The sequence below is a fragment of the Arthrobacter sp. P1_A5 genome, assembly GCF_056406825.1.
Map to the genome: position 1 here is coordinate 1 of NZ_JBFTZL010000028.1, position 22,196 is coordinate 22,196.

Sequence of the window (22,196 nt, forward strand, 5' to 3'; positions counted from 1 at the left end):
GTCACGTACCGCCCATCCGGGGTTCCGGAACGGGCGGTACGTGACCCCGCGTTTTTGTTGGGCGTTTTTCGATCGGCGTTCAGTCAAGTGGCTGGGGCGCGGTGATGCGGACTCTCGGCGTCGACCTCGCTGCCGCCGCGAAGAAGACGGCAGCGGCCGTCATCGAATGGGATCACGGCGCGGCGCGCCTGGCGCATCTGTCGTTGGACGTGGGCGACGAGGAGATCCTCCGCCTCTTCGGCACCAGCGCCATGACGGGGATCGATTCCCCGCTGGGCTGGCCGGACGCGTTTCTTCCCTTCATCGCCGGGCACCTGAGCTTTGAACCACATCCAGTGCTGGACCATGACGGGATCGAGGGCCGCCGGCTGCTCGCCTACCGCGACACCGACCGTTTCGTCACCGGCAGCACCGGCCTGATCCCGCTCAGCGTCTCCGCGGACCGGCTGGCCCACCCGGCGATGCGTTGCGCGGTGATCCAGGCGAAGATCGCAAAGGAGTACGGGCCGCAGGCCAGGGACGGCAGCGGCCGGCTTGCCGAGGTGTACCCGGCGGCGTCGCTGAAACTCTGGGGGATCCATGCCCGCGGCTACAAGGGGCGCGGGGCGCCGGAGGCGGAAAAGCTGTCCTCAGCGGTGGCGGATCTGGCCGTGAAGGCGCCGTGGCTGGACCTGGCGGAGTACCGGGCCGATCTTGCGGCGTCCGATGACATGTTCGATGCCCTCATCGCCGCCCTGTCCGCGCGGGCCGTCGCCGTCGGCGCGACGCTGCGGCCCGGGCCCGGGCACGCCGCGGCTGCCTTGACCGAAGGCTGGATCCATCTGCCCCGGGGCGGGCTGCAGGAGCTCCCGGGCTAGCCCGGCGGGCACTGCTCAAATCCGCAGCGACCAGCTGCTGATCTCCGCCGGGTCCTCACCGTACTGCCGGGTGTGGTCGCGGGCCCGCATGCGGCTGTCCTGCAGGGACTGGCGCAGCAGCGAGTGCCTCCCGGCCAGTCCGGGGACCCGGTCGATCGCGTCAATTGCCAGCTGGAAGCGGTCGATTCCGTTCAGCATGGCCATGTCGAAGGGGGTCGTGGTGGTGCCTTCCTCCTTGTAGCCGCGAACATGCAGGCCCTCCCGGTTGGTGCGCCGGTAGGTGAGCCGGTGGATCAGCGCAGGGTAGCCGTGATAGGCGAAGATCACCGGTTTGTCCGCCGTGAAGATGCCGTCGAAGTCCCGGGCCGTCAGCCCGTGCGGGTGCTCGCTGGCGTCCTGGAGCCGCATGAGGTCCACGACGTTGACCACCCGCACTTTCAGCCCGGGCGCCCCCTGCTTCAGGAGCTCGGCCGCGGCGACGGTTTCGACCGTGGGGACGTCGCCGGCGCAGGCAAGGACGACGTCGGGCTCCTCACCGGCGACTTCGGAGCCGGCGAACTCCCAGATGCCCAGGCCCCGGCGGCAATGGTGCGAGGCCGCGTCAGGCCCGAGCCAGGTTGGCGAGGGCTGCTTGCCGCTGACCACGATGTTGACGTAGTCGCGGGAGGCCAGGCAATGCTCCATCACGGCCAGAAGCGTGTTGGCGTCCGGGGGCAGGTAGACCCGGATGATTTCGGCCTTCTTGTTCACGGCGTGGTCGATGAAGCCGGGATCCTGGTGCGAAAAGCCGTTGTGGTCCTGCTGCCACACGTGGGAGGACAAGAGGTAGTTCAGTGAGGCCACGGGCTGGCGCCACGGCAGCTGCCGGTGGACTTTGAGCCATTTGGCGTGCTGGTTGAACATCGAATCGATGATGTGAATGAACGCCTCGTAGCAGTTGAACACCCCGTGCCGTCCCGTCAGCAGATATCCCTCCAGCCAGCCCTGGCAGAGGTGTTCGCTGAGGACTTCCATTACCCGCCCGGCGCGGGCAATATGCTCATCCAGCGCATCAATCCTGTACTGCCAGACCTTGTCGGTGGCCTCGTAGACGCCCTGCAGCCGGTTCGATGCCGTCTCGTCGGGGCCGAAGAGCCGGAAGGTCTCGGGGTTCAGCGCAATGACGTCGCGCAGCCAGGGGCCGAGCGTCACCATGGGGCTGATCCTTTCGATGCCGGGCTCGGCGACGTCGACGGCGTGCCGGCGGTAGTCCGGCAGGTTGAGCGGGCGCAGCAGGATCCCGCCGTTGGCATGGGGGGTTGCGCTCATCCGCAGCGCACCGGCCGGGGCGTTCCTGGCCGTCTCCGGCCTCAGGCGTCCGCGATCGTCGAAGAGTTCCGCCGGCCGGTAGGACTCGAGCCACTGCTGCAGCTGGCTCAGGTGCCCAGGATTGGTGCGGACCTCGTTCAGCGGAACCTGGTGGCTGCGCCAGGTGCCCTCCACCTGCTCCCCGTCCACCGTCTTGGGCCCGGTCCAGCCCTTGGGCGAACGGAGCACGATCATGGGCCACTGCGCAGCACCGTCCTGCGCAGTGCCGTCCTGCGCAGTGCCGCTGCGGTGGCGCTGCTGGATGGTCCGGATCCCGGCCAGGCAGGCGTCCAGTGCGGCCGCGAAATCCCGGTGCGCCGCGGCTGTGTCGGCCGGATCGGCCACGGTGACGAAATGGGGGACGTGCCCGTAGCCGCGCAGCAGCTGTTCCAGCTGGGCCTCGGGCATACGGGCCAAAATCGTGGGGTTGGCGATCTTGTAACCGTTGAGGTGCAGGATGGGCAGCACAGCGCCGTCGGCCGCCGGGTTAAGGAAGTTGTGCGAATGCCAGCTGGCAGCCAGCGGCCCGGTCTCGGCTTCGCCGTCACCGATGACGACGGCCGTGATCAGGTCCGGGTTGTCGAAGACAGACCCATACGCGTGTGCCAGCGAGTAGCCGAGCTCGCCGCCTTCGCTGATCGAACCGGGGGTCTCCGGGGCGGCGTGGCTTGGAATGCCGCCGGGGTAGGAGAACTGCCTGAACAGCTCGGACAGGCCGGCTTCGTCGTTACCAACGTGGCCGTAAATTTCCGAATAGGTCCCCTCCAGCCAGGCGTTGGCGACCACCGCGGGGCCGCCATGGCCGGGACCGGCGATGAAGAGCATCTGCTGGCTGTCCCGGCGGATAGCCCGGTTCAGGTGGGCATAGACAAAATTCAGTCCGGGTGTGGTCCCCCAGTGACCAAGGAGCCTGGACTTCGTGTGTTCCGCGCGGAGGGGTTCGCGCAGCAGCGGATTGGACCGGAGGTAGATTTGCCCCACCGAGACGTAGTTCGCCGCCCGCCACCAGCGGTCCACCAGGTCCAGGGCCGCGGTGTCCAGGATCCCTGGGTCCAGGACCGCATTGTCCAGGGACGGGCCCTCGGCCGGCATCTGTGCGCGGGTGGTTCCATTCACGTCACTGCTCACTGGGATCCTCGCCTCGTGGGTCCTGCGTCGGCACATTTGGTCCATCGCAACACGTTCGGCGGACGGGGCACAACCCCGGTCCGTCACCGGCCGCCGGCAACTTGCCCCGCAAGTGCCAGCAGGTAGTGTGTCATCCAGAATGTTCACGCTGACGATCAATCAAACCGACAGCCGGCGCGACGGCGACCGCGTGCCGCAGCTCCTCAAGGACCTGCGGCACATTCCGGCGCGCCTTGATTTCGATCGTTCCGTTGAGGATGAGGTCCAAGGGATCCTGGACTGTCCGCATCAGACGGTGGAAGCGGCCATGATCGCCCTGCGCAGCGGCAGCTGGTACGTGGGCATTGGCGTGGGCCCGGTCAATGAACCCCTGCCGAACCAAATCAAGGACGCCTCCGGGCACGGGCTGATCTACGCCCGGCGCGCGGTGGATCGTCTCCGGAACCACAAGGACCGCGTCCGGGTGGCCGTGGAGGGCCCGCTGGCCGATCTTGCCGCAGAGGCGGAAGCCGTGCTGCGCCTCCTGGGCCACATTGTGCACGACCGCAGCCAGGCGGAATGGCGGGTACTGGACCTGCTCACCCCGGGGGTTCGGGGTCAGCAGAAGACGGTCGCAGAGGAACTCGGGATCACCACCCAGGCCGTGAGCAAAGCCGTGGCCCGGTCCCAGTGGAACGAAGAGCACGCGGCCCGGCCCGCTGCGGCGCGGCTCCTGAGCCTCATCCTCGACGTCCGCTAGCCGTCCCGGCCCCTCCTCGGAACCGCCCGACCGTTTGCCGCGCCTTTGAGGCCTTAGAGGAGGCTGCGAAGCACGTGCGCGGCGCCGTCGTCGTAGACCGATTTCGTCACTTCGTCAGCGGCGGCAATCACCTCAACGGGGGCCTGGCCCATGGCCACGCCGCGGCGCGCCCAGGTCAGCATCTCGATGTCATTGCGGCCGTCGCCGACGGCGACAGTACGGTGCGTTTCGATGCTGAGCCGGTCGCGGAGCTGTTCCAGTGCGCTGGCCTTCGTGACACCGGCAGCGGCGATGTCCAGCCACGCCGTCCAGCCCACCGAATACGTGACGCCGGCGAGCCCGATGTGGCGGATCGCGGTGTTGAATTCTTCGGGCGTATTCTCCGAGCTGAAGACCACCACGCGCACGGCGGTAGCCTCCAGCATGGTCTGGAAGTCGACGCCGACCGCTTCGACGCCGAAGCTGGCGTCCTGGAAGCGTTCTGTGGACAGGAAGTTGCCGTCCCCGTCCTCGAGCGCGTACTTGGCAGAGGGCAACCGCTTGCGCAGCGCGCGAAGGACCGGCCCGGGGTCAAACGTTGCCTTGTGGAGGATTTCGTAGCCCTCGGTCAGTCCGGAGTCGACGCGCAGGATCACACCGCCGTTGGAGCACACGGCGTAACCGTTCTCGATCCCGATATGTTCGATGACGGGCAATGTGGCGTTGAGGGAGCGGCCGGTCGCGATCATGACGTGGTGGCCTGCGGCCACCACGGCCTGGGCGGCCTCGCGGACAGGAACCGACATATGCCCGTCGTGGTCCACAAGGGTGCCATCGACGTCCAGGGCGATCAGCATCTTGTCGCCGGCTCGGTTCCGGGAGTTTCCCACCCGGGCCGCGCTGGCCGGGGCCGCCGTGTTCTGGTCTGTCATGTTCTGGTCTGTCATGTTCTGGTGTGTGGTGCGCCGGTCATCGTTGCCGGCGACTGAGGATTCAGTCATTGTTGTCATCTCACAAGTAGAGCAGAGACCCCCGACTGCCGCTAGGACACACGCCACAGCAAGGCGTGAACTTGCGGTAAACACCCACATAATGTCCTTGTTGTGGGCGTTTACCCGGCGGCCATCGGAGGCCTGGCTGGGGTCGGGACCGGGGTTAGAGGACGGGGAAAACCGTCATGCCGCCGAGGTACTTCTGCAGGGCGGCGGGGACGTTGACGGAGCCGTCGGGGTTCTGGTGGTGCTCCAGGATGGCGACGATCCAGCGGGTGGTGGCCAGGGTGCCGTTGAGCGTGGCGACCGCCCGCGTGCCCTTGGGCGCGCCGTCCTCGTTCAGAACCCGTGCCCGGATGTTCAGCCGGCGCGCCTGGAACGTGGTGCAGTTCGACGTCGAGGTCAGCTCCCGGTATGCGCCCTGGGTGGGGACCCAGGCCTCACAGTCAAACTTCCGGGCCGCGGAATTGCCCAGATCGCCGGCGGCGGTGTCAATGACGCGGTACGGGAGCTCGCACTTGGCCAGCATCTCCTCTTCCCATGCCAGCAGGCGGGCGTGCTCGGCGGCAGCGTCCTCAACCGTGGTGTAGATGAACATCTCCACCTTGTTGAACTGGTGGACCCGGATGATGCCGCGGGTGTCCTTGCCGTGCGAGCCCGCCTCGCGCCGGTAGCACGAGCTCTGGCCGGCATAGCGGATGGGGCCGGCCGAAAGGTCCAGGATCTCGTCGGCGTGGTAGCCGGCGAGGGCCACCTCCGAGGTGCCCACGAGGTACAGGTCGTCTTCGGCGAGACGGTAGATCTCGGCGTCGTGCTTGACGTCAAAGCCGGTGCCCTGCATGGTTTCCGGGCGGACCAGGGTGGGCGTGATCATGGGGACGAACCCGGCGTCGATCGCCTGTTCCATGGCCATCTGGAGCAGCGCCATTTCAAGCCGGGCGCCGACGCCGCGCAGGAAGTAGAAGCGTGAACCGGAAACCTTCGCCCCGCGTTCCATGTCGATGGCCCCGATCAGCTCGCCGATCTCCAGGTGGTCCTTCGGCTCGAAGTCGGGGAATTCGCGCGGCGCGCCCACCGTCTTGACCACAATGTAGTCGTCCTCACCGCCGGCCGGGACGCCGTCCTCGATCAGGTTGGGGATGGTCCGGAGGAGTTCGTCCTGGGCGGCCTGGACGAGATCGGCCTCGGCCGATGCCGCTTTGACGGAGGCCGCCAGAGCCTTGACCTCGGCGAGGAGGACCTGCTTTTCCTCGCCCTTGGCCTGCGCGACCTTCTTCCCGTACGCATTCTGCTCGGCCCGCAGGTTCTCGAACCGGATCAGGGCTGCCCGCCGGGCCGAGTCCCCAGCGATGATCGCGTCCACCGCGGATTCGTCGGCGCCCCGGGCGCGCTGGCTGGCACGGAACTTGTCCGGATTTTCGCTGAGGTCTTTTACGTCGATCACCAGACAAGAGTATCCAATCCGGTCACGGTTGCCCGGCAAGCCGGCCTGCATGCGCTGGCGGGATACTGTTGGATCACAATGCGCGACTGGCTGCTCTACCTCGTCATCGCTGGGGCCCTGGTCTTTGCCGTCTCCAGCTGGTGGGGGGTGCGCCGGCTGAAGGCCAAGCACACCCGCAGTGCCGTGTGGGAGGAAACCCACAGCCCGGGCCCGGGCCGCCAGAAGGTGGCCGTGGTCCTGAACCCCATCAAGGCCAAGTCTGCCGAGGCCCGTGGCCTGATTGAGGCAGCGTGCGCGGCGGCCGGCTGGCCGGCGCCCCGCGTCTTTGAAACCACCGCAGAGGACCCCGGCTTCTCGCAGGCGCGGGCTGCGGTGGCCTACGGGGCCGACGTCGTCCTGGCCGGCGGCGGCGACGGTACCGTGCGTGTAGTGGCGGAGGTCCTCGCCGGGACGGACACCGCCATGGGCGTGATCCCGCTGGGCACCGCAAACCTCCTGGCCCGCAATGTGCATCTGGAGGTCAACGACCTGCCCGGCAACGTGCAGGCCGCCCTGTTCGGGGACCAGCGGTTCATCGATACGGCGCGGCTCACCCTGGAAAATTCGCTCACCGGGGAGTCAGCGCAACACACGTTCCTGGTGATTGCAGGCATCGGCATGGACGCCGAAGTAGTCAGCGACACCCTTGACGGCCTGAAGAGGGCGGTGGGCTGGCTGGCGTACACGGAAGCCGGGGCCCGGCACCTTCTGGGGCGCCGCAAGAAGGTCTCCATCGCGCTGGATGGCCAGCCTGAGCAGGCCCGGAAGATCCGCAGCGTCCTGTTCGCGAACTGCGGCCTGATCCCCGGGGGAATCGACTTCATCCCGCAGGCCATGATCGATGACGGGATGCTGGACGTGGTGGTGATGAGCCCGCGCAGTGCGATCGGCTGGCTGGCCATGTACACAAAGATCGTCCTGAAGCACAAGAAGGACCTGCCGGTCATGACCTATTACCGGTGCGGCAAGATCACTATCCGGTGCCCGGAACCGATGCCCACCCAGGTCGACGGCGATCCTTCCGGCGAGGCCACGATGGTCACCGTCGAGGTGGACCCGGGATCCCTGCTGGTGAGGGTCAAGGACGGCACCGAAGGCCGCTAGGCCGACGGCGGCTGGAGCGCGCCACTGCAGCGCGCCAGGAGCGAGGGACTAGGCGCTGGCGGCCTTCTTGGCCTCTGCCGCCTTCTTCGCCTCGGCCGCAGCCTTGGCGGCCCGGGCTTCGGACTGCTCACGGATCATTGCCTGCTCCTCTTCGAAGCGCAGGCGGTCCGCGCGGTCGGCGTCGTCGCCGTCCCAGTCCTGATTTTCAGCTGTCGGCTTGGGATTGACAATCATTCCCTGGCCGTCATTTTCTGTGCTGGTGCCTGACATGACCCGCTCCCTCCCGTAGGGGAATTCCCCAATATGGATCAGGCAAGCATACGCACAGTTGGGAGGGGGTGGAAGTGCGCCATATGGCATTCGCCTACGCTCTGGGCGAAGCCCCCGGGGTATATTCCGGCACAGCAGATGCGCCGCCCAGTATGTCTTTCACCCACGCATGCGCGGCGCGGAATGCCTGGTCGGAGGTATGCGGCGCGACGCTGGTCCGGTGGCCGTCGGCACGCTGGTAGGACCCGAGGAAGCGGGTGGCCGGGCTGATCCGGTGAAGACCCGCGAGCGCGTCGGCCACCCGGGCGTCGGCGACATGGCCGTCGGCGTCAATGCTGAAGAAATAGTGGCCCAGGTACTGCCCGGTGGGCCGGGATTCGATCCGGCTCAGGTTCACGCCGCGGGTGGCGAACTGGTCCAGGATCTCCATCAGCGCACCCGGCCGGTCTTCGGGCAGCGGCACCACGACAGTGGTCTTGTCGGCTCCGGTGGGGGCCGGCAGTTCACCCGGGCGGCCCACCAGCACGAACCGGGTGACGGCTCCGGGGTTGTCGCCGATGTTTTCCGCCAGCACCATCAGGCCCGGCTGTTCGGTGGCCACGATCGGGGCGCAGATCGCGGCGTCGTAGTGGGCGCCGTCACCATCCAGCAAGCCCATGGCGGCAGCGGCGGTGGAAGAACCGGGGATGTATTCAGCATTGGGAATATTGGCGTCCACCCAGAGCCTGCACTGGGCCCAGGCATGGCCGTGGGTGGAGACACGCCGGATGTCCCCGAGCGCCACGCCGGGCCTGGCCACCAGGACGAAGCTGATGGGCACCAGGGCCTCCCGGAGGATCCTGAGTTCCTGGCCGGTGGCGATGGCGTCGAGGGTGGCGGTGACCCCGCCCTCGACCGAGTTTTCGATCGGTACCATGGCCGCATCGGCGGAGCCGTCCCGCACCTTGTCCAGCGCCGTGTTCACATTCGAGGACGGGATGCGGATGGCCTCCGCCGCGTCCGGGACCTGCATCAGGGCCGCTTCGGTGAAGGTGCCCTCGGGTCCGAGGAATGTGTAGGTGAGCGTCGGTGCGGGCATCAGTTCTTCCTTCTTCAGTTACAGGACAACCGGTTTGAGGCCGTTGTCGGACACCAGCGGCATGCCGGTCTCAACCCACTGGTCCATGCCGCCGGCCACATTCACGGCGGAATATCCCATTCCGACCAGCCACTGGGTGGCCCGGAAGGAGCGGCCGCCGGTGCGGCAGATGACGTAGACGTCCTCGTCCGGGTCCAGCTCCTCAATCCGGGAGGGCAACTGGTMCATGGGAATGTGCAGGGCACCCTCGGCGTGGCCCGCAGCCCACTCATAGTCCTCGCGGACGTCCACGATCTTGGCACCATCGGGGATGCCAGACACGCTTACGCTCTGGAAGTCGCTCATGTTGACCCTTTCCGCAGAATTCAAGCTCCGATCCCAGCGTATCCCCCGCCGCTGGCACCGCACGCCCGCTGGCGGCACGTTACGCTTCTGGGGACCGCAAAGGAGACCTCATGGCTGCCGAACACCCCGCGGAGCGGCCGGTCCGCGGCCCGCGCCACGGGACATGCCCCGCCTTGGCCGCGAGCGCTGGGCATGATGCAAATGTGTCCTTCCGCCGGTCCCAGGAATGGGCATGTCCCCCGGGTAGCCGGCCCGCGCGGCCCCAGGTACGGCCGGAGTCCCGCCTCCTTGGCTGAAATCCACGAACTCTCCGCCGTCGAGCTCCGCGATGCGCTCCGTTCCGGGGAGCTGTCCGCCAGGGCCGCCGCCGATCATTTCCTGGACCGGATCGAAGCCCAGAACCCGCACCTCGGTGCTTTCATCACGGTCACCGCGGAACAGGCGCGGAAAGACGCCAGGGCAGCTGACCGGCGCTACGCCCTCCGGAGCCGCAACGGCGGCGCCTTGGTCCCGCTGCATGGAATGCCGGTCGCCTTCAAGGACCTGACGGATGTGGCAGGGGTCGTCACCACGCATGGAAGTGCGGCCCTGGAACGCAAGCCGGCCCTGGCCGACGGCGCAGTTCCCGCCGCGCTCAAGGCCGCCGGGGTCCTCTCGCTGGGCAAGACACAGGTCCCGGAGTTCGGCCTGACCGCCTACAGCGAGAACCGGATCGCCCCGCCGTCGCGCAATCCGTATGCACTCAGCCGCAGTTCGGGCGGCTCCTCGGGCGGCAGCGCTGCCGCGGTGGCCGCGGGGCTGTTGCCGTTCGCCCCAGGGTCCGACGGCGGCGGCTCCGTGCGGATCCCTGCCGCGGCATGCGGGCTGGTCGGGTTGAAGCCCGGACGTGGGCTGGTGCCGGCCGGGGAAAGCTCGGGCGATCCCGCGCAGCTCGTGGTTGCCGGACCGCTCGCCCGCTCCGCCGCCGACGCCGCGCTGCTGCTGGATGCCCTGGTGCCGGGCCCGGACTATCAGGGTGCGGGCGGACAGGGTGCGGGCGGTCCGGGCATGGGCGGCCGGGCGCACGCCAGCTACCTCGAGCTGACCGCCAGGGAGCCCCGACCGCTGAGGATCGGCATCAGTCTCGACAGCCCGTGGCAAGCGAAGTTTCCCTTCATCCCAGACAGTGAGGCGCTCGACGCACTCGCGGACGGCATCTCGCGGCTGGAGGCGGCGGGGCACGAGGCCATGGAAGCCCCGATTCGCTACGACAACCGCTACCCGGATGCTTTCACCACAGCCTGGACGGCCGGCATTGGCAGCGCGCGCATCTCGCCGCAGCGCGAGGCGCTCCTGACGCCGCTCACCAGGACCTTCCGCCGGCGGGCACAGCAGCGCAGTGCAGCCAAACTCAACGAATCCCTCGGGTTCCTCCGGCAGTTCCAGCAGGACACGATTGTCCAGTACGCCCAATGGGACCTCATAGTGACGCCGGCCCTGGCGCAGACACCCCGCCCCGTGGGCTGGTTCACGGGCGCGACCCACGGCGGAGGCTACTGGCCGGCCGCGGAATGGGCGGGCGACGCCGACGGCGACTACCGCAAGCAGTGCGAGTACGCGCCGTGGTCATCCATGGTCAACGTCTGCGGGCTGCCGGCCATCAGCATCCCGGTGCACTGGACCGACGGCGCTCCTGGTTCCGGCCTGCCGATGGGCATCCAGCTGATCGGGCCGATGGGCTCCGAGGGGCTCCTGCTGCAGGTGGCCGCCCAATTGGGCTTCTAGCCGCGGACCCGGCACTCACCGGGGACATGCCCACTCCTGACCCCGCGCAGGGGACATGCCCGGAACTCACATCGGGCGCCGGACATGTCCGCCCTCCACCAGTCGGGAGATGCCCATTCCGCACGACGCGTATCGGACCCGCCCGCCCCTCACGCCGCGCAATGGACATGCCCAGTGCTCATCACCGACATGTCCGCCCGCGGCCTGGGCGGGTGGACATAATGCCATCTTGTCCACGCCCGGGCTCCACAAATGGACATGTCCCCCGGTGAGGCCCCGGAACTCAACCAACACACGCACGCCCGGGCCAAGAGTGGGCATGTCCCTAACTGGCATCTAGGAACTCAGCCAACACACACCCCCGGGCACCAAGAACGGGCATGTCCCCCGGCGAGGCACTGGAAACCAGCCACCCCAAGCCCCCAGCCACCCCAAGCCCGCGGCCGCCGTCGGACCTCCCCCTCCCCCAAATGGACGCTGACGGCGGCAGGCGGCTATCGTTCACTCAAACCCGACCAGGCCGCGAAAGAGGATCGATGAAGATCACCGGTGCAGTACTTGAGGAAATCGGCCGCTCCCGCCCCTTCGCGGAGTCCAGGCCGATCAGCATCTCCGAGCTGGAACTGGCGGCTCCCGGGCCCACCGAGATCCTTGTCCGGATGGAGGCCGCCGGAATCTGCCACTCGGACCTGAGCGTCGTCGACGGCAACAGGGTCCGGCCGGTACCCATGCTGCTGGGCCACGAGGCCGCGGGCCGCATCGTGACGGTCGGTTCCGGCGTCACGGACCTGCAGCCCGGCCAGCGGGTGGTCATGTCCTTCCTGCCCCGCTGCGAGCACTGCGCGAACTGCGCCGAGGACGGCCGGCTGCCCTGCACGGCAGGGTCCAAGAGCAACAACGACGGGACCCTGCTGCACGGATCCCGGCTCCTGAGCCGCGACGGCGAGCCCGTCCACCACCACCTGGGCGTCTCAGGCTTCGCCACCCACGCCGTCGTGGACCGCGCTTCCGCCGTGCCGGTGGACGACGACATCCCCGCGGACATTGCGGCAGTGCTGGGCTGCGCCGTGCTGACCGGCGGCGGCGCGGTGCTCAACGCGGCCCGGCCCCGCCCGCAGGACAGCATCATGATCGTCGGCCTCGGCGGGGTGGGGATGGCAGCGCTCATCACCGCCGTCTCGCAAGGAATCTCGCGGATCATCGCCGTGGACACGCTGGAGCAGAAACTCGATCACGCCCGCCGCCTCGGCGCCCACGAGACATACACCCCGCAGCAGGTCCTCGACGCCGGGGTCAAAGCCAGGTTCGTGATCGAGTGCGCGGGAAATCCCCGCGCGTTCGAGACCGCTTTTGCCGCCACCTCCCCCGGCGGCACCACCGTCACGGCCGGACTGCCCTCCCCCGAGGCCCGCGCCCAGCTGGCACCGCTGACCGTCACCGCCGAAGCCCGGACGATCGTGGGCAGCTACCTGGGCTCCGCCGTCCCGTCGCGCGACATCCCGAAATACGCCCAGTTGTGGCGGGACGGGAAACTGCCCGTCGAGGAGCTGATCTCGGACCGCATCGCCCTGGCCGATATCAACCGGGCCATGGACCAGCTGGCAGACGGCCACGCCATCCGGCAGATCATTATGTTCGACGCCGGCGAGCCCGCCGGCAAGCCCGTCTAGGACACGACCGCCCAGCCCGGAACGCCCGCGAAACCGGCGGAAAGAGAGGCGAAAGAGAGGCAAAACACCATCCGGGCTGCTTGCCTCGGGCCTGCTCGAATGTGACAATCGCGCGTCACAATGTCACCATTAAGTAAATGAGCACAACTCATTTATCCAATCCCCCCGCTATAACGCCGGGCGATCCCTCGTTACGTCCCCCCACCAAAACACCGGGCGACACCTCGTTTTTTGGCCACCCAAAGATGCTGGCCAGCCTTTTCTCCGTAGAGATGTGGGAGCGCTTCTCCTTCTACGGAATGCAGGGGATCCTCCTTTACTACATGTACTTCACGGCTGCCCAGGGCGGCCTTGAGATCCCACAAGCTTTGGCGGCCGGCCTCGTCGGCGCCTACGGTGGCGGCGTCTACCTCTCCACAATCCTCGGCGCCTGGCTCGCGGACCGGCTCTTCGGGTCCGAGCGGGTGCTGTTCGGCGCGGCCGTCCTGATCATGGCCGGCCACATCGGGCTGGCACTCGTGCCCGGTATACCCGGCCTGATCGCCGGACTGGTGCTGGTGGGCGTCGGCTCCGGCGGTCTGAAGGCCAATGCCACCGCCCTCGTCGGCAGCCTGTATGGGGAGAAGGACGAACGCCGCGACGCCGGGTTCTCCATCTTCTACATGGGCATCAACGCCGGTGCGCTGATCGGCCCGCTGGTCACCGGCTGGCTGCAGGAAAGCCAGGGCTTCCACTGGGGCTTCGGCGCCGCCGCCGTCGGCATGGCCATTGGCCTTGTCATCTACTCGCTGGGCCGCAAGAAGCTGCCCGAAGAAGCACACCGGGTACCGAACCCGCTCCCGGCCGCCCAGCGCACCCGCTACGGCCTCGTCTTCGCCGGCATCGCCCTGATCATCGCCGTGCTGCTCGTGACCGGCACGGTGAACGCCGAAAACCTGGCCATGTCCATGGCCTACGCCGCAATCGGCGCGTCGGTGCTGTACTTCGCGCTGATCTTCAGCAGCAAGAAGGTCACCCCCACCGAGCGCGGACGGGTCGCAGCATTCATCCCGCTGTACATCGCCTCCGCCGCGTTCTGGGCCCTGTTCCAGCAGCAGTTCACCTTCATCGCCGTGTACTCGGAGGAGAAGCTGGACCGGAACCTGTTCGGCTGGGAAATGCCTGCCGCCTGGGTCCAGTCCATCAACCCGGTGTTCATCATCATTTTCGCCGGCATCATGGCCGCCCTCTGGACCCGGCTCGGCCGCAAGCAGCCCGGTTCGGCCCTGAAGTTCTCGATCGGCCTGTTCGTGATGGGCCTTGCGTTCCTGGCCTTCATTCCGCTGGCCGGCGGTGGCAAGACCCCTCTGCTGGCCCTGGTCGGAATCCTGCTTCTGTTCACGCTTGCAGAGCTGTTCCTCTCCCCCATCGGCCTGTCTGTGACCACCAAGCTGGCGCCGAAGGCCTTCCACACCCAGATGGTGGCACTGTTCTTCCTGTCCGTGTCCCTGGGCACCACCCTGGCCGGTATCCTGTCCGGTCTGTACAACCCGCAGGACGAGCTGCCCTACTTCATCGGCATCGGCGGAACCGCAATGCTGCTGGCCGTGGGCCTGGCGGTCGCCTCCCCGGCGATCAAGAAGCTCATGGGCGGCGTACGCTGACCCGATGAGCACCGCACATCGCGTTCCGGTTGCTTCGCGCGTCTACACCCCCGCCCCCGGCGAGGCGTCCGACGTCGAACTCATGCCGGCAGGCGATGTCACCGACGGCGTGGTGCGGGTTGGCGGAACCATCCGCCGCCCGCACCAGCCGCAATCCCTCGCCGTCGCCGAGTACCTCGACTGGCTGGACGACGCCGGTTTTGACGGCTCCCCCCGCTTCCTCGGCCGCGACCCGCAGGGCCGGGACGTCCTGACCTTCGTGCCGGGAGACTGCGCCGGGTCGCCGCCGGAATCCTGGGTGCAGTCCGAGGAACTGCTGGCCTCCGTGGCCCGCCTGGTGCGGCGCCTGCACACCGCGTCCGCCGGCTTCGTGCCGCGGGCCCACGCGTTCCCGCCCCGGCCGGTCCGGCCTAACCCCACCGACGCCGCCGGACTCATCTGCCACCTGGACGTGACACCCCAGAACGTGGTGGTCCGGGACGGCCTGGCCTCGGGACTGGTGGATTTTGACCTCGCCGGACCCGCCACGGCACTTCACGATTCGCTCAACACCGCCATGCACTGGGTGCCGCTCCGCGACCCGTCAGATGCGTGGCCGGGCTGGGAAGACCAGAATCCGTTCCGCCGGCTGCGCATCTTCGCCGACGCCTACGGCTGGAGCGAGGATGAACGACGCCGGGTTCCCGGCGCCGGGATCGACGCCGCGGCGCTCAGCTACGAGCGGATGCGGCACAACGCCGCGGCCCTGGGCGGCGGCTGGGCGCGGATGTGGCAGGACGGCGTGGGCGGCCAGATCAACCGCCGGCGCGCTTGGCTTGAGGCCAACGCGCAGCCCCTGGTGGCTGCTCTGACAGCCTGACCAGGCGCGGCTCCGGCGCCACAGGGCAGACCTAGGCTCCGTACCCGCTGTTGCGCGCGGTGCCGATGACCAGTCCGAAAATGACCAGGACCAGGATGGTCACGGCGATGCCCACGTAACCCATCACCAGGCCGGCGATCGCCATGCCCCGGCCGGCCGGTTCGCGCCGCAGGGCCAGGTGCCCCAGAATCACGGCGGCCAGCTGCGGGAGCAGGAAAAATCCGAATCCCACCAGCGCGGCGATGCCGCAGCACATGCTGGCGATGCTCAGACTCTTGGGCGACGGCGGCGCGCCGTAGTACGCGGGCTGGCCGTAGGCGTTGGGGCTGCCCGGCTGGGCATACGGCGACGGCTGGCCATACGGGGCGGACGGCTGGCTGTAGATCGGGGGGTACGGGCTTGAGTACTGGCCGCGGTCAGGTGCCGCCTGGCCGGTGTAGGGCTGTTGTCCGGTGTAGGGCTGCTGTCCGACGTGAGGCTGCTCCCCCGTGTCGGGCTGCTGGCCTGTGTGAGGCTGCTGGCCCGGGTAGGGCCGCTGCGGGGATTCGGGTTGCGCGAACTGCTGCGTCGCCGACGGTCCCTGGTCCTGGCCGGCGGGTGGTGTCTGCCCCGGCGGAACGTCGGGTTGCTGGTCCGGGAGGCGCAGGGTCGGCTGGTAGCCCTCCGGGGTCTCGTCTTTGCCTTGTTTTGGCTGTTCAGTCATGGCTTGTCCCCTCAAGAAGTCCCTGGATCCAGAGTACCGCCGCACGGTTGGCTTGGGACCGGGCCTATTGGCGGGTTTTCTTTCGTCACAGGAGCGGGTTTGGCGCGAAACCGTGTTGCAGCCCGCCCTCGTCTGGCATGCTGGTGCCATGGCTAGCCGCGCGGGCACAGTTGCCCAACCCCAAGACCTTGTTGACCTCACTGCGCTTTTGGATGCGTACTACGACGTTTCGCCGGACCTCTCGGACCCGGGCCAGCGGGTGGCCTTCGGCACCTCCGGGCATCGTGGATCGAGCCTGAAGGCGTCCTTTAACGAACCCCACATCCTCGCCATCACGCAGGCGATCGTGGAATACCGGGCAGGCCAGGGCATCACCGGCCCCCTCTATATGGCCAAGGACACCCATGGCCTGAGCGAGCCCGCACAAAACTCCGCCCTTGAGGTGCTGGCCGCCAACGGCGTGCACGTCCTCATCGACGCCCGCCACGGCTACACGCCCACCCCTGCCCTGAGCCACGCCATCCTGACGCACAACCGCAATGCCGCCCTTGGCGCGCCGCAGGCCGACGGCATCGTGGTGACCCCCAGCCACAACCCCCCGGGCGACGGCGGATTCAAGTACAACCCTCCGCACGGCGGCCCCGCGGACACCGACGCCACCGGCTGGATCGCCAACCGCGCCAACGAGCTGCTGGAAAACGGCCTGCGCGGCGTCAAGCGGATTCCGGTGGCCGAGGCCCTGGCCGCCGGGACCACCGGCAAGTTCGACTTCCTGAGCAGCTACGTCGACGACCTCCCCTCGGTACTGGATCTCAACGCGATCCGCGAGGCGGGCGTCCGGATCGGCGCCGACCCGATGGGCGGAGCGTCGGTGGACTACTGGGGCGAGATCGGTGAGCGCCACCACCTGAACCTCACCGTGGTCAACCCCACCGTCGACCCGCAGTGGGCTTTCATGACGCTGGACTGGGACGAGAAGATCCGGATGGATTGCTCCTCGCCGTCGGCGATGGCGTCCCTGATCAACCGCATGTCTGTTGGTGCGGACGGGTCCGCAGCCTTCGACGTCGCCACCGGCAACGACGCCGACGCCGACCGCCACGGGATCGTCACCCCCGACGGCGGGCTGATGAACCCGAACCACTACCTCGCCGTCGCCATCGATTATCTGTACCGGCACCGGACCGGCTGGAACCCGCAGTCCGTGATCGGCAAGACCCTGGTTTCCTCATCCATCATCGACCGCGTGGCCGAGAGCCTGGGCCGCAAACTTGTCGAAGTGCCCGTGGGCTTCAAGTGGTTCGTCCCCGGGCTGCTGTCCGGAGAGGGCGCCTTCGGCGGCGAGGAATCCGCCGGCGCCTCCTTTAACAAGATGGACGGGAGCGTCTGGACCACCGACAAGGATGGCATCCTGCTGGCCCTGCTGGCCTCGGAGATCACGGCGGTGACGGGCAAATCACCGTCGCAGCTGTACAAGGGCCTCACCGACCAGTTCGGCGACCCCGTCTACGCCCGGATCGACGCGGCCGCCACCCGGGAGCAGAAGGCGGCGCTGGGCAAGCTCTCGCCGTCGGACGTTACCGCGACCGAACTGGCCGGCGAAACGATCACGGCCAAACTGACCGAGGCGCCGGGCAATGGGGCCGCGATTGGCGGCCTCAAGGTCGTTACCGAAAACGCCTGGTTCGCAGCCCGGCCCTCCGGCACGGAAGATGTCTACAAGATCTACGCCGAGTCCTTCAAGGGTGCCGAGCACCTCAAGCAGGTCCAGGCCGAGGCGAAGGCGCTGGTGGACGGGGTTATCTCGTAGTTCAGCCGCCGGTGGCCAACTCGGCGCGGTCCCTGCCAAGCGTCTTTGCCTGGTAGAGGGCCGCGTCGGCCGAGATCACTGCGGCGTCGAGGCTGCCCGCTCCGGCGCCGGTGGACGCGATGCCGTAGCTCACGGTGGGCAGCCGGGGAATGACTGCGGACCCGGATTGATGGAGCCGGACGCTGATGTCGGCAGCGATTTCCCGTGCCCTGTCCGGCGTGACGCCAGGCAGCAGGAGGATGAATTCCTCGCCGCCGTAACGGCCCACGAGGTCGGTGGAGCGGACGGTGCCGGAGCAGGCCCTGGCAAAGGCCTGCAGCGCGGAGTCCCCGGCCGAGTGGCCGAACTGATCGTTGATGGCCTTGAAGTGGTCCAAGTCCGCGAGGATGATCGATGCCGTGGTGCCGGTCCGGCGCAAACGGCGCAGTTCGTTTTCGGCGAGGTCCAGGAACGCAGAACGGTTGAGCAGGCCCGTGAGGCCGTCCACGGTGGCCCGTGCCCGGAGGTCCTGGGTCTGCTGTTCGTAGCTCAGCTCGGCCATGGTGAAGGAAGCAACCACGAGCGTGATCGTCGAGAAGACCGTCATTGGGACGGAGCCGAACACCGACGTGAAGACGGCACCGTCCGGTCCGTTCGCCAGGAAAGCGACGAGGCGGCCCAGGTAGAACACGGCCAGGATGCCGGCGCCCACGGCGAGGGGACGGTGGACGCGCGAGTAGTCGCGCTCGAGCAGGAACAGCTCCCGGGATGCCAGGCCGATCAACACGGCCATGAATCCCAGGTACACCGGGCCTCCCGCCCAGACGTTGGTGGCCGGGTGGCCGAGGAAGGAAGCGACGGCGGTCGCGGCAGGACCGGCCGCGAGCTGCCAAGGCCGGAGGGAGGGGGCGCGGAGGGATCGACCGCCGGCCCAGATGCTGGCGGCACCGGCGACCAGCAGGACGTTGCCGGCAGGGATGGCCCACCCCTGCTGCGTTGTACCCTCCAGCAGGTACGCGGCGTTGCCGACCAGGAACAGCAGGAGCGCCATGCACCACCAGCCGCTGTAGTGCGACCGGGTGCGCCGGAACGTAATGAAGTAGAAAAGCATGAGCAGTGTGAGGTCGACAAGCGCCAAGGCAACCCGCAGTGTCGCGGCGTCAAGCATCATTTAGTGGTCCCCCCGGTCCGCTGTGACTTGCCCTAAATACTCACTTCGTCTTCGAATTACCGTCGAATAGCTGCCGAAGTTGACCCAAGTATGGCACCCGGTCCGCAGGAATCCAGCGCCGGCGTCGCGGATATGACGTCGCGCCCTCCCCAGACGCCGTTCTGGCGCCTACGCCTGGCCGACAGTCCACAACTTCAGGATCCGGCGCGTGGCGTGCCCGCCGTCGGGCGCCATGTCCACGAGCGCTATTCGGTCAAGCGCGAACGTGTCGCCCTGCCGGAGCCGTTTGTCGCCGTGGTGCGAGACGTGCGGCCGGTACCCCTCCAGGGTGAAGGCAGGCGTGGAGATCCGGCCGGGCAGCTGATCCACGATCCGGACCAGCTTGTTGTGGAGGACCTGCAGCTCATCGTTGGGTTCAATCAGGTTGACCGGGATTGACCCTGCGCGCCCGAACCCGGCTTCGCCGCCCACGCTGATCCGGCAGCCCAGGGCAGCGGCCACCGGGTCCGCCATGAGGGCGGCGATGTGGCCGGCGAGCGGATCGCCCGCGGCCGGCGGCGTGCCCGGCGCGGGTTCCGCGCGGGTTTCCTGGCCGGGTTCGACGACGTCGGACTGCACGACGCCGGCCTTGACCACGTCGAATTTGACCAGGGTGAGGTGCAGCGGCCAGTCATCCCGGGGAAACTCGAGCCCCTCGGCTACCGGTTCCACGAAGGCCACCGCGATCAGGTTCCGCATGGGAAAAGTGTGCCACGCCGCGGCGCCTCCGGGGCCGGGCGGGCGCCGCAAACTCACAGTGCCGGCGGCGACGGCGCGGACTAAAATGGGAAGTGGCCCTGGATGTGGGCCTTGCGCTGAACCGCAGAATCGCATCCCGAGTGCCTCCGGCCTGTCCCCCATGGTGCCGGAGGCACCTCCGCGGAAGGACAGTGCCGCAGGCACCTCCGCGGAAGGACAGTGCCGGAGAACGGCGCCGGGGGCTGTTAGACGGTGCGGACGACGTCCTCGTAGGCGAATTTCGGCTTGGCTTCGCCCCAGGCGTCTGCCCCGGGCTGGCCGATGTTGACCACCAGGAAGCTCTTCTGGCTCCCGTCGGGGAAGAACGCGGCGTCGATCTTGGCGAAGTCGGCACCGGTCATGGGACCTGCCGCGAGGCCCAGGGTGCGGACCGCGAGGATGAAGTAGCCGGCCTGCAGGTGGGCGTTGTTGTTGCCCGTGGCCGCTGCGAGTTCCGGCGCGGCGTCATACATGGCCTTGGGGGCGTTGTAGCCGGGAAGGAACGCGTCCCACTGGTCCTGCCAGGCGGTGTCGTAGCTCAGGACCGCGACGAGCGGCGCTGATGCCGTCTTGACGCGGTTTCCGGCGGCCAGCGCATCTACAAGCGTGGCGCGGGCTTCGTCGGAGCGCACGTACGTAACGCGCAGCGGCTGGGAGTTGAACGCCGTGGGGCCGAACTTCGTCAGTTCGTAAATCGCGCGGGCCTGCTCGTCGGTGACGTCGCCGGTGAAGGCGTTCGCCGTGCGGGCTTCGGCAAAGATGGCGTCGACGGCGGCTGCCTCGATTACTGCTTCATCGTGGGCGAGTGTCATGGGCATCCCTTTCGCTGGGCCGGCGCACTCTTGGGCGGCCGGCGTCTCCTGCTATCAATAGTTGCAACTTCAACGGACGACGCCTGCTTCCCGCTGCGCCCTGTGACCTCGGGCACATCGGCCCCGCACGCAGCACGCCGGCCCGACGGGACGGCCGGGAAATGCTGCGCGGTAAAGTTGCTCGGGAAGATTCCTTCCCGCCCGCCCCACATTCTCTGAAAGGCTCCCGGCATGAGCATGCTCGGCACCAAATGGAAGCTCCACGGCAACGGCAAGTCCGTCCGCCCCGGTGAGGTCGTCAGGCCGGATGAGCGGCTCACCTGGCCCCTGACGGTGGGGATCGGGATGCAGCATGTTGTGGCCATGTTCGGTGCCACCTTCCTGGTCCCGATCATCACGGGCATGCCGCCGGCCACCACCCTGTTCTTCTCCGGCATTGGCACGCTCCTGTTCCTGGTCATCACGCAGGGACGGGTGCCCAGCTACCTCGGTTCCAGCTTCGCGTTCATCGCGCCGATCATGGCTTCCCAGCAGCAGTTCGGCGTCCCCGGGGCACTCGGCGGAGTGGTCCTGGCAGGCGCGACCCTCGCCGTCGTCGGCGCCGTGGTGCAGAAGTTTGGCGCCGGCTGGATCAACCGGGTCATGCCGCCGATCGTGACCGGCGCGATCGTGGCGCTGATCGGCCTGAACCTGGCACCCGCGGCGAAGGCCAACTTCGACCAGGCCCCCGTGACCGCCTTCATCACCCTGGCCGTCATCATCGTGGTCAGCGTGCTGTTCCGCGGCATGCTGGGCCGGCTGAGCATCCTGGTGGGTGTCCTGGTGGGCTACCTTGTTGCGATGATCCGGGGCGAGGTGGACTTCTCCAAGGTGGACAGTGCTGGGTGGGTGGGCCTGCCGCATTTCCAGACCCCCGAATTCCACCTCGGCGTCGTGGGCCTCTTCGTGCCGGTCGTTCTGGTGCTGGTGGCAGAGAACATCGGCCACGTGAAATCCGTGTCCGCCATGACGGGGCAGAACCTCGACGGCGTCTCCGGCCGCGCGCTGCTGGCCGACGGCGCCGCCACTGTACTTGCCGGTCTTGGCGGCGGGTCCGGGACGACCACCTACGCCGAGAACATCGGCGTCATGGCCGCCACCAAGGTGTATTCGACGGCGGCGTACTGGGTGGCCGGCGCCTTCGCAGTGATCCTGAGCTTCTCGCCGAAGTTTGGCGAGCTTATCGCCACGGTCCCCGCCGGCGTCCTGGGCGGCGCGGCCACGATGCTGTACGGCATGATCGGCGTGCTGGGCGTGAAAATCTGGGTCCAGAACAAGGTGAACTTCTCCAACTCGATCAACCTGACCACGGCCGCCGTCGCCCTTATTGTCGGGATTGCCGACTACACCTGGACCATCGGCGACTTGAAGTTCACCGGGATTGCGCTCGGCTCGGCCGCGGCCCTGGTGATCTACCACGGCATGAAGGCGATCGCGAAGGTGCGCGGCACGGTGGCCGAACCGGAAACCGAAGATCCCGCTCCGGCCGCAGCTTCGACGGCCGCGGTCAAGGCAGCGGTCAAGCGCTCCCCCAAGAAGCGCCGCTAAAGAACGCCGCCCGGAAGTGCGCGGCGGGCGGGCAATCCCGCCGACGAGAAAGGCCGGACTCCGCCCACGGGCAGGAGTCCGGCCTTTTCGCTGTCACGG

19 protein-coding genes are annotated in these 22,196 nt (G+C 68.0%); 9 read left to right on the top strand and 10 right to left on the bottom strand.

Going from position 1 to position 22,196, the window contains the following annotated elements; genetic code table 11:
- Positions 1-104: 104 nt before the first annotated feature.
- The gene (locus AC1D1S_RS06985) at positions 105-857 is read left to right on the top strand and encodes a DUF429 domain-containing protein (RefSeq protein ID WP_243178302.1); all 753 of its coding nucleotides are present in this window, start codon (positions 105-107) and stop codon (positions 855-857) included.
- Positions 858-872: 15 nt separating this feature from the next.
- Here the strand turns inward: AC1D1S_RS06985 and AC1D1S_RS06990 are convergent, their stop codons facing one another.
- A complete protein-coding gene (locus AC1D1S_RS06990; protein WP_476994102.1) occupies positions 873-3,296 on the bottom strand; it encodes a phosphoketolase family protein in 2,424 nt (807 codons plus the stop codon).
- A gap of 175 nt (positions 3,297-3,471) precedes the next feature.
- On the opposite strand from AC1D1S_RS06990, the gene AC1D1S_RS06995 reads away from it, so the two are divergent.
- Positions 3,472-4,071, top strand: a complete 600-nt coding sequence (locus AC1D1S_RS06995) for a hypothetical protein (protein WP_243178301.1) — start codon at positions 3,472-3,474, stop codon at positions 4,069-4,071.
- 53 nt (positions 4,072-4,124) lie between these two features.
- Here AC1D1S_RS06995 and AC1D1S_RS07000 read toward each other — a convergent pair whose 3' ends face one another.
- The gene (locus tag AC1D1S_RS07000) at positions 4,125-5,060 is read right to left on the bottom strand and encodes an HAD family hydrolase (protein ID WP_476994089.1); all 936 of its coding nucleotides are present in this window, start codon (positions 5,058-5,060) and stop codon (positions 4,125-4,127) included.
- A gap of 145 nt (positions 5,061-5,205) precedes the next feature.
- Entirely contained in the window at positions 5,206-6,486 is a 1,281-nt protein-coding gene (gene serS, locus AC1D1S_RS07005; RefSeq protein WP_476994090.1) for a serine--tRNA ligase, read from the bottom strand.
- A gap of 78 nt (positions 6,487-6,564) precedes the next feature.
- Between serS and AC1D1S_RS07010 the strand changes: the two genes are divergently transcribed.
- Complete coding sequence (locus AC1D1S_RS07010; protein WP_028275984.1) at positions 6,565-7,629, top strand: diacylglycerol/lipid kinase family protein; 1,065 nt, start codon at positions 6,565-6,567, stop codon at positions 7,627-7,629.
- A gap of 48 nt (positions 7,630-7,677) precedes the next feature.
- Here AC1D1S_RS07010 and AC1D1S_RS07015 read toward each other — a convergent pair whose 3' ends face one another.
- The 3 genes from AC1D1S_RS07015 to AC1D1S_RS07025 all read right to left on the bottom strand — a co-directional run bounded on the left by AC1D1S_RS07015 (position 7,678) and on the right by AC1D1S_RS07025 (position 9,322).
- Positions 7,678-7,899 carry a hypothetical protein gene (locus tag AC1D1S_RS07015; protein WP_018774949.1) on the bottom strand — a complete coding sequence of 74 codons (222 nt, stop codon included), beginning with the start codon at positions 7,897-7,899 and terminating at the stop codon, positions 7,678-7,680.
- A gap of 94 nt (positions 7,900-7,993) precedes the next feature.
- Complete coding sequence (gene pheA / locus AC1D1S_RS07020) at positions 7,994-8,977, bottom strand: prephenate dehydratase (protein ID WP_243178298.1); 984 nt, start codon at positions 8,975-8,977, stop codon at positions 7,994-7,996.
- An 18-nt stretch (positions 8,978-8,995) separates the two neighbouring features.
- Positions 8,996-9,322 (bottom strand): rhodanese-like domain-containing protein, encoded by a 327-nt coding sequence (locus AC1D1S_RS07025; protein ID WP_476994091.1) that lies wholly within the window; start codon positions 9,320-9,322, stop codon positions 8,996-8,998.
- 288 nt (positions 9,323-9,610) lie between these two features.
- Between AC1D1S_RS07025 and AC1D1S_RS07030 the strand changes: the two genes are divergently transcribed.
- The 4 genes from AC1D1S_RS07030 to AC1D1S_RS07045 all read left to right on the top strand — a co-directional run bounded on the left by AC1D1S_RS07030 (position 9,611) and on the right by AC1D1S_RS07045 (position 15,258).
- Positions 9,611-11,086, top strand: coding sequence for an amidase (locus AC1D1S_RS07030; protein ID WP_476994092.1), 1,476 nt, complete (start codon positions 9,611-9,613; stop codon positions 11,084-11,086).
- Between the two features lie 536 nt (positions 11,087-11,622).
- A complete protein-coding gene (locus tag AC1D1S_RS07035; RefSeq protein ID WP_476994093.1) occupies positions 11,623-12,756 on the top strand; it encodes an alcohol dehydrogenase catalytic domain-containing protein in 1,134 nt (377 codons plus the stop codon).
- Positions 12,757-12,893: 137 nt separating this feature from the next.
- A complete protein-coding gene (locus AC1D1S_RS07040; RefSeq protein ID WP_216699111.1) occupies positions 12,894-14,399 on the top strand; it encodes a peptide MFS transporter in 1,506 nt (501 codons plus the stop codon).
- Positions 14,400-14,403: 4 nt separating this feature from the next.
- A complete protein-coding gene (locus tag AC1D1S_RS07045) occupies positions 14,404-15,258 on the top strand; it encodes a phosphotransferase (RefSeq protein ID WP_476994094.1) in 855 nt (284 codons plus the stop codon).
- Between the two features lie 31 nt (positions 15,259-15,289).
- Here the strand turns inward: AC1D1S_RS07045 and AC1D1S_RS07050 are convergent, their stop codons facing one another.
- Positions 15,290-15,961 (bottom strand): DUF4190 domain-containing protein, encoded by a 672-nt coding sequence (locus AC1D1S_RS07050; RefSeq protein WP_476994095.1) that lies wholly within the window; start codon positions 15,959-15,961, stop codon positions 15,290-15,292.
- Positions 15,962-16,109: 148 nt separating this feature from the next.
- Between AC1D1S_RS07050 and pgm the strand changes: the two genes are divergently transcribed.
- Positions 16,110-17,771, top strand: coding sequence for a phosphoglucomutase (alpha-D-glucose-1,6-bisphosphate-dependent) (gene pgm / locus AC1D1S_RS07055; protein ID WP_476945472.1), 1,662 nt, complete (start codon positions 16,110-16,112; stop codon positions 17,769-17,771).
- Position 17,772: 1 nt separating this feature from the next.
- Here the strand turns inward: pgm and AC1D1S_RS07060 are convergent, their stop codons facing one another.
- The 3 genes from AC1D1S_RS07060 to AC1D1S_RS07070 form a co-directional block, all read right to left on the bottom strand.
- Entirely contained in the window at positions 17,773-18,921 is a 1,149-nt protein-coding gene (locus tag AC1D1S_RS07060) for a GGDEF domain-containing protein (RefSeq protein WP_028275974.1), read from the bottom strand.
- Between the two features lie 168 nt (positions 18,922-19,089).
- Positions 19,090-19,659 carry a hypothetical protein gene (locus tag AC1D1S_RS07065; RefSeq protein WP_476994096.1) on the bottom strand — a complete coding sequence of 190 codons (570 nt, stop codon included), beginning with the start codon at positions 19,657-19,659 and terminating at the stop codon, positions 19,090-19,092.
- 245 nt (positions 19,660-19,904) lie between these two features.
- The gene (locus AC1D1S_RS07070; RefSeq protein ID WP_476994097.1) at positions 19,905-20,510 is read right to left on the bottom strand and encodes a malonic semialdehyde reductase; all 606 of its coding nucleotides are present in this window, start codon (positions 20,508-20,510) and stop codon (positions 19,905-19,907) included.
- A 231-nt stretch (positions 20,511-20,741) separates the two neighbouring features.
- Here AC1D1S_RS07070 and AC1D1S_RS07075 point away from each other — a divergent pair, with 231 nt between their 5' ends.
- Entirely contained in the window at positions 20,742-22,097 is a 1,356-nt protein-coding gene (locus tag AC1D1S_RS07075; protein ID WP_476994098.1) for a uracil-xanthine permease family protein, read from the top strand.
- The last annotated feature ends 99 nt before the right edge of the window (positions 22,098-22,196 follow it).

What these genes read in the sequence shown, in the direction of transcription:
- AC1D1S_RS07070 (WP_476994097.1), bottom strand. Translation starts at nt 20,510, where the DNA reads ATGACACTCGCCCACGATGAAGCAGTAATCGAGGCAGCCGCCGTCGAC.
- AC1D1S_RS06985 (WP_243178302.1), top strand. Translation starts at nt 105, where the DNA reads ATGCGGACTCTCGGCGTCGACCTCGCTGCCGCCGCGAAGAAGACGGCA.
- AC1D1S_RS07075 (WP_476994098.1), top strand. Translation starts at nt 20,742, where the DNA reads ATGAGCATGCTCGGCACCAAATGGAAGCTCCACGGCAACGGCAAGTCC.
- AC1D1S_RS07040 (WP_216699111.1), top strand. Translation starts at nt 12,894, where the DNA reads ATGAGCACAACTCATTTATCCAATCCCCCCGCTATAACGCCGGGCGAT.
- AC1D1S_RS07050 (WP_476994095.1), bottom strand. Translation starts at nt 15,961, where the DNA reads ATGACTGAACAGCCAAAACAAGGCAAAGACGAGACCCCGGAGGGCTAC.
- AC1D1S_RS06990 (WP_476994102.1), bottom strand. Translation starts at nt 3,296, where the DNA reads ATGCCGGCCGAGGGCCCGTCCCTGGACAATGCGGTCCTGGACCCAGGG.
- AC1D1S_RS07035 (WP_476994093.1), top strand. Translation starts at nt 11,623, where the DNA reads ATGAAGATCACCGGTGCAGTACTTGAGGAAATCGGCCGCTCCCGCCCC.
- AC1D1S_RS07000 (WP_476994089.1), bottom strand. Translation starts at nt 5,060, where the DNA reads ATGACAACAATGACTGAATCCTCAGTCGCCGGCAACGATGACCGGCGC.
- AC1D1S_RS07045 (WP_476994094.1), top strand. Translation starts at nt 14,404, where the DNA reads ATGAGCACCGCACATCGCGTTCCGGTTGCTTCGCGCGTCTACACCCCC.
- AC1D1S_RS07010 (WP_028275984.1), top strand. Translation starts at nt 6,565, where the DNA reads ATGCGCGACTGGCTGCTCTACCTCGTCATCGCTGGGGCCCTGGTCTTT.
- pgm (WP_476945472.1), top strand. Translation starts at nt 16,110, where the DNA reads ATGGCTAGCCGCGCGGGCACAGTTGCCCAACCCCAAGACCTTGTTGAC.
- AC1D1S_RS07015 (WP_018774949.1), bottom strand. Translation starts at nt 7,899, where the DNA reads ATGTCAGGCACCAGCACAGAAAATGACGGCCAGGGAATGATTGTCAAT.
- AC1D1S_RS07060 (WP_028275974.1), bottom strand. Translation starts at nt 18,921, where the DNA reads ATGATGCTTGACGCCGCGACACTGCGGGTTGCCTTGGCGCTTGTCGAC.
- AC1D1S_RS07065 (WP_476994096.1), bottom strand. Translation starts at nt 19,659, where the DNA reads ATGCGGAACCTGATCGCGGTGGCCTTCGTGGAACCGGTAGCCGAGGGG.
- AC1D1S_RS06995 (WP_243178301.1), top strand. Translation starts at nt 3,472, where the DNA reads ATGTTCACGCTGACGATCAATCAAACCGACAGCCGGCGCGACGGCGAC.
- pheA (WP_243178298.1), bottom strand. Translation starts at nt 8,977, where the DNA reads ATGCCCGCACCGACGCTCACCTACACATTCCTCGGACCCGAGGGCACC.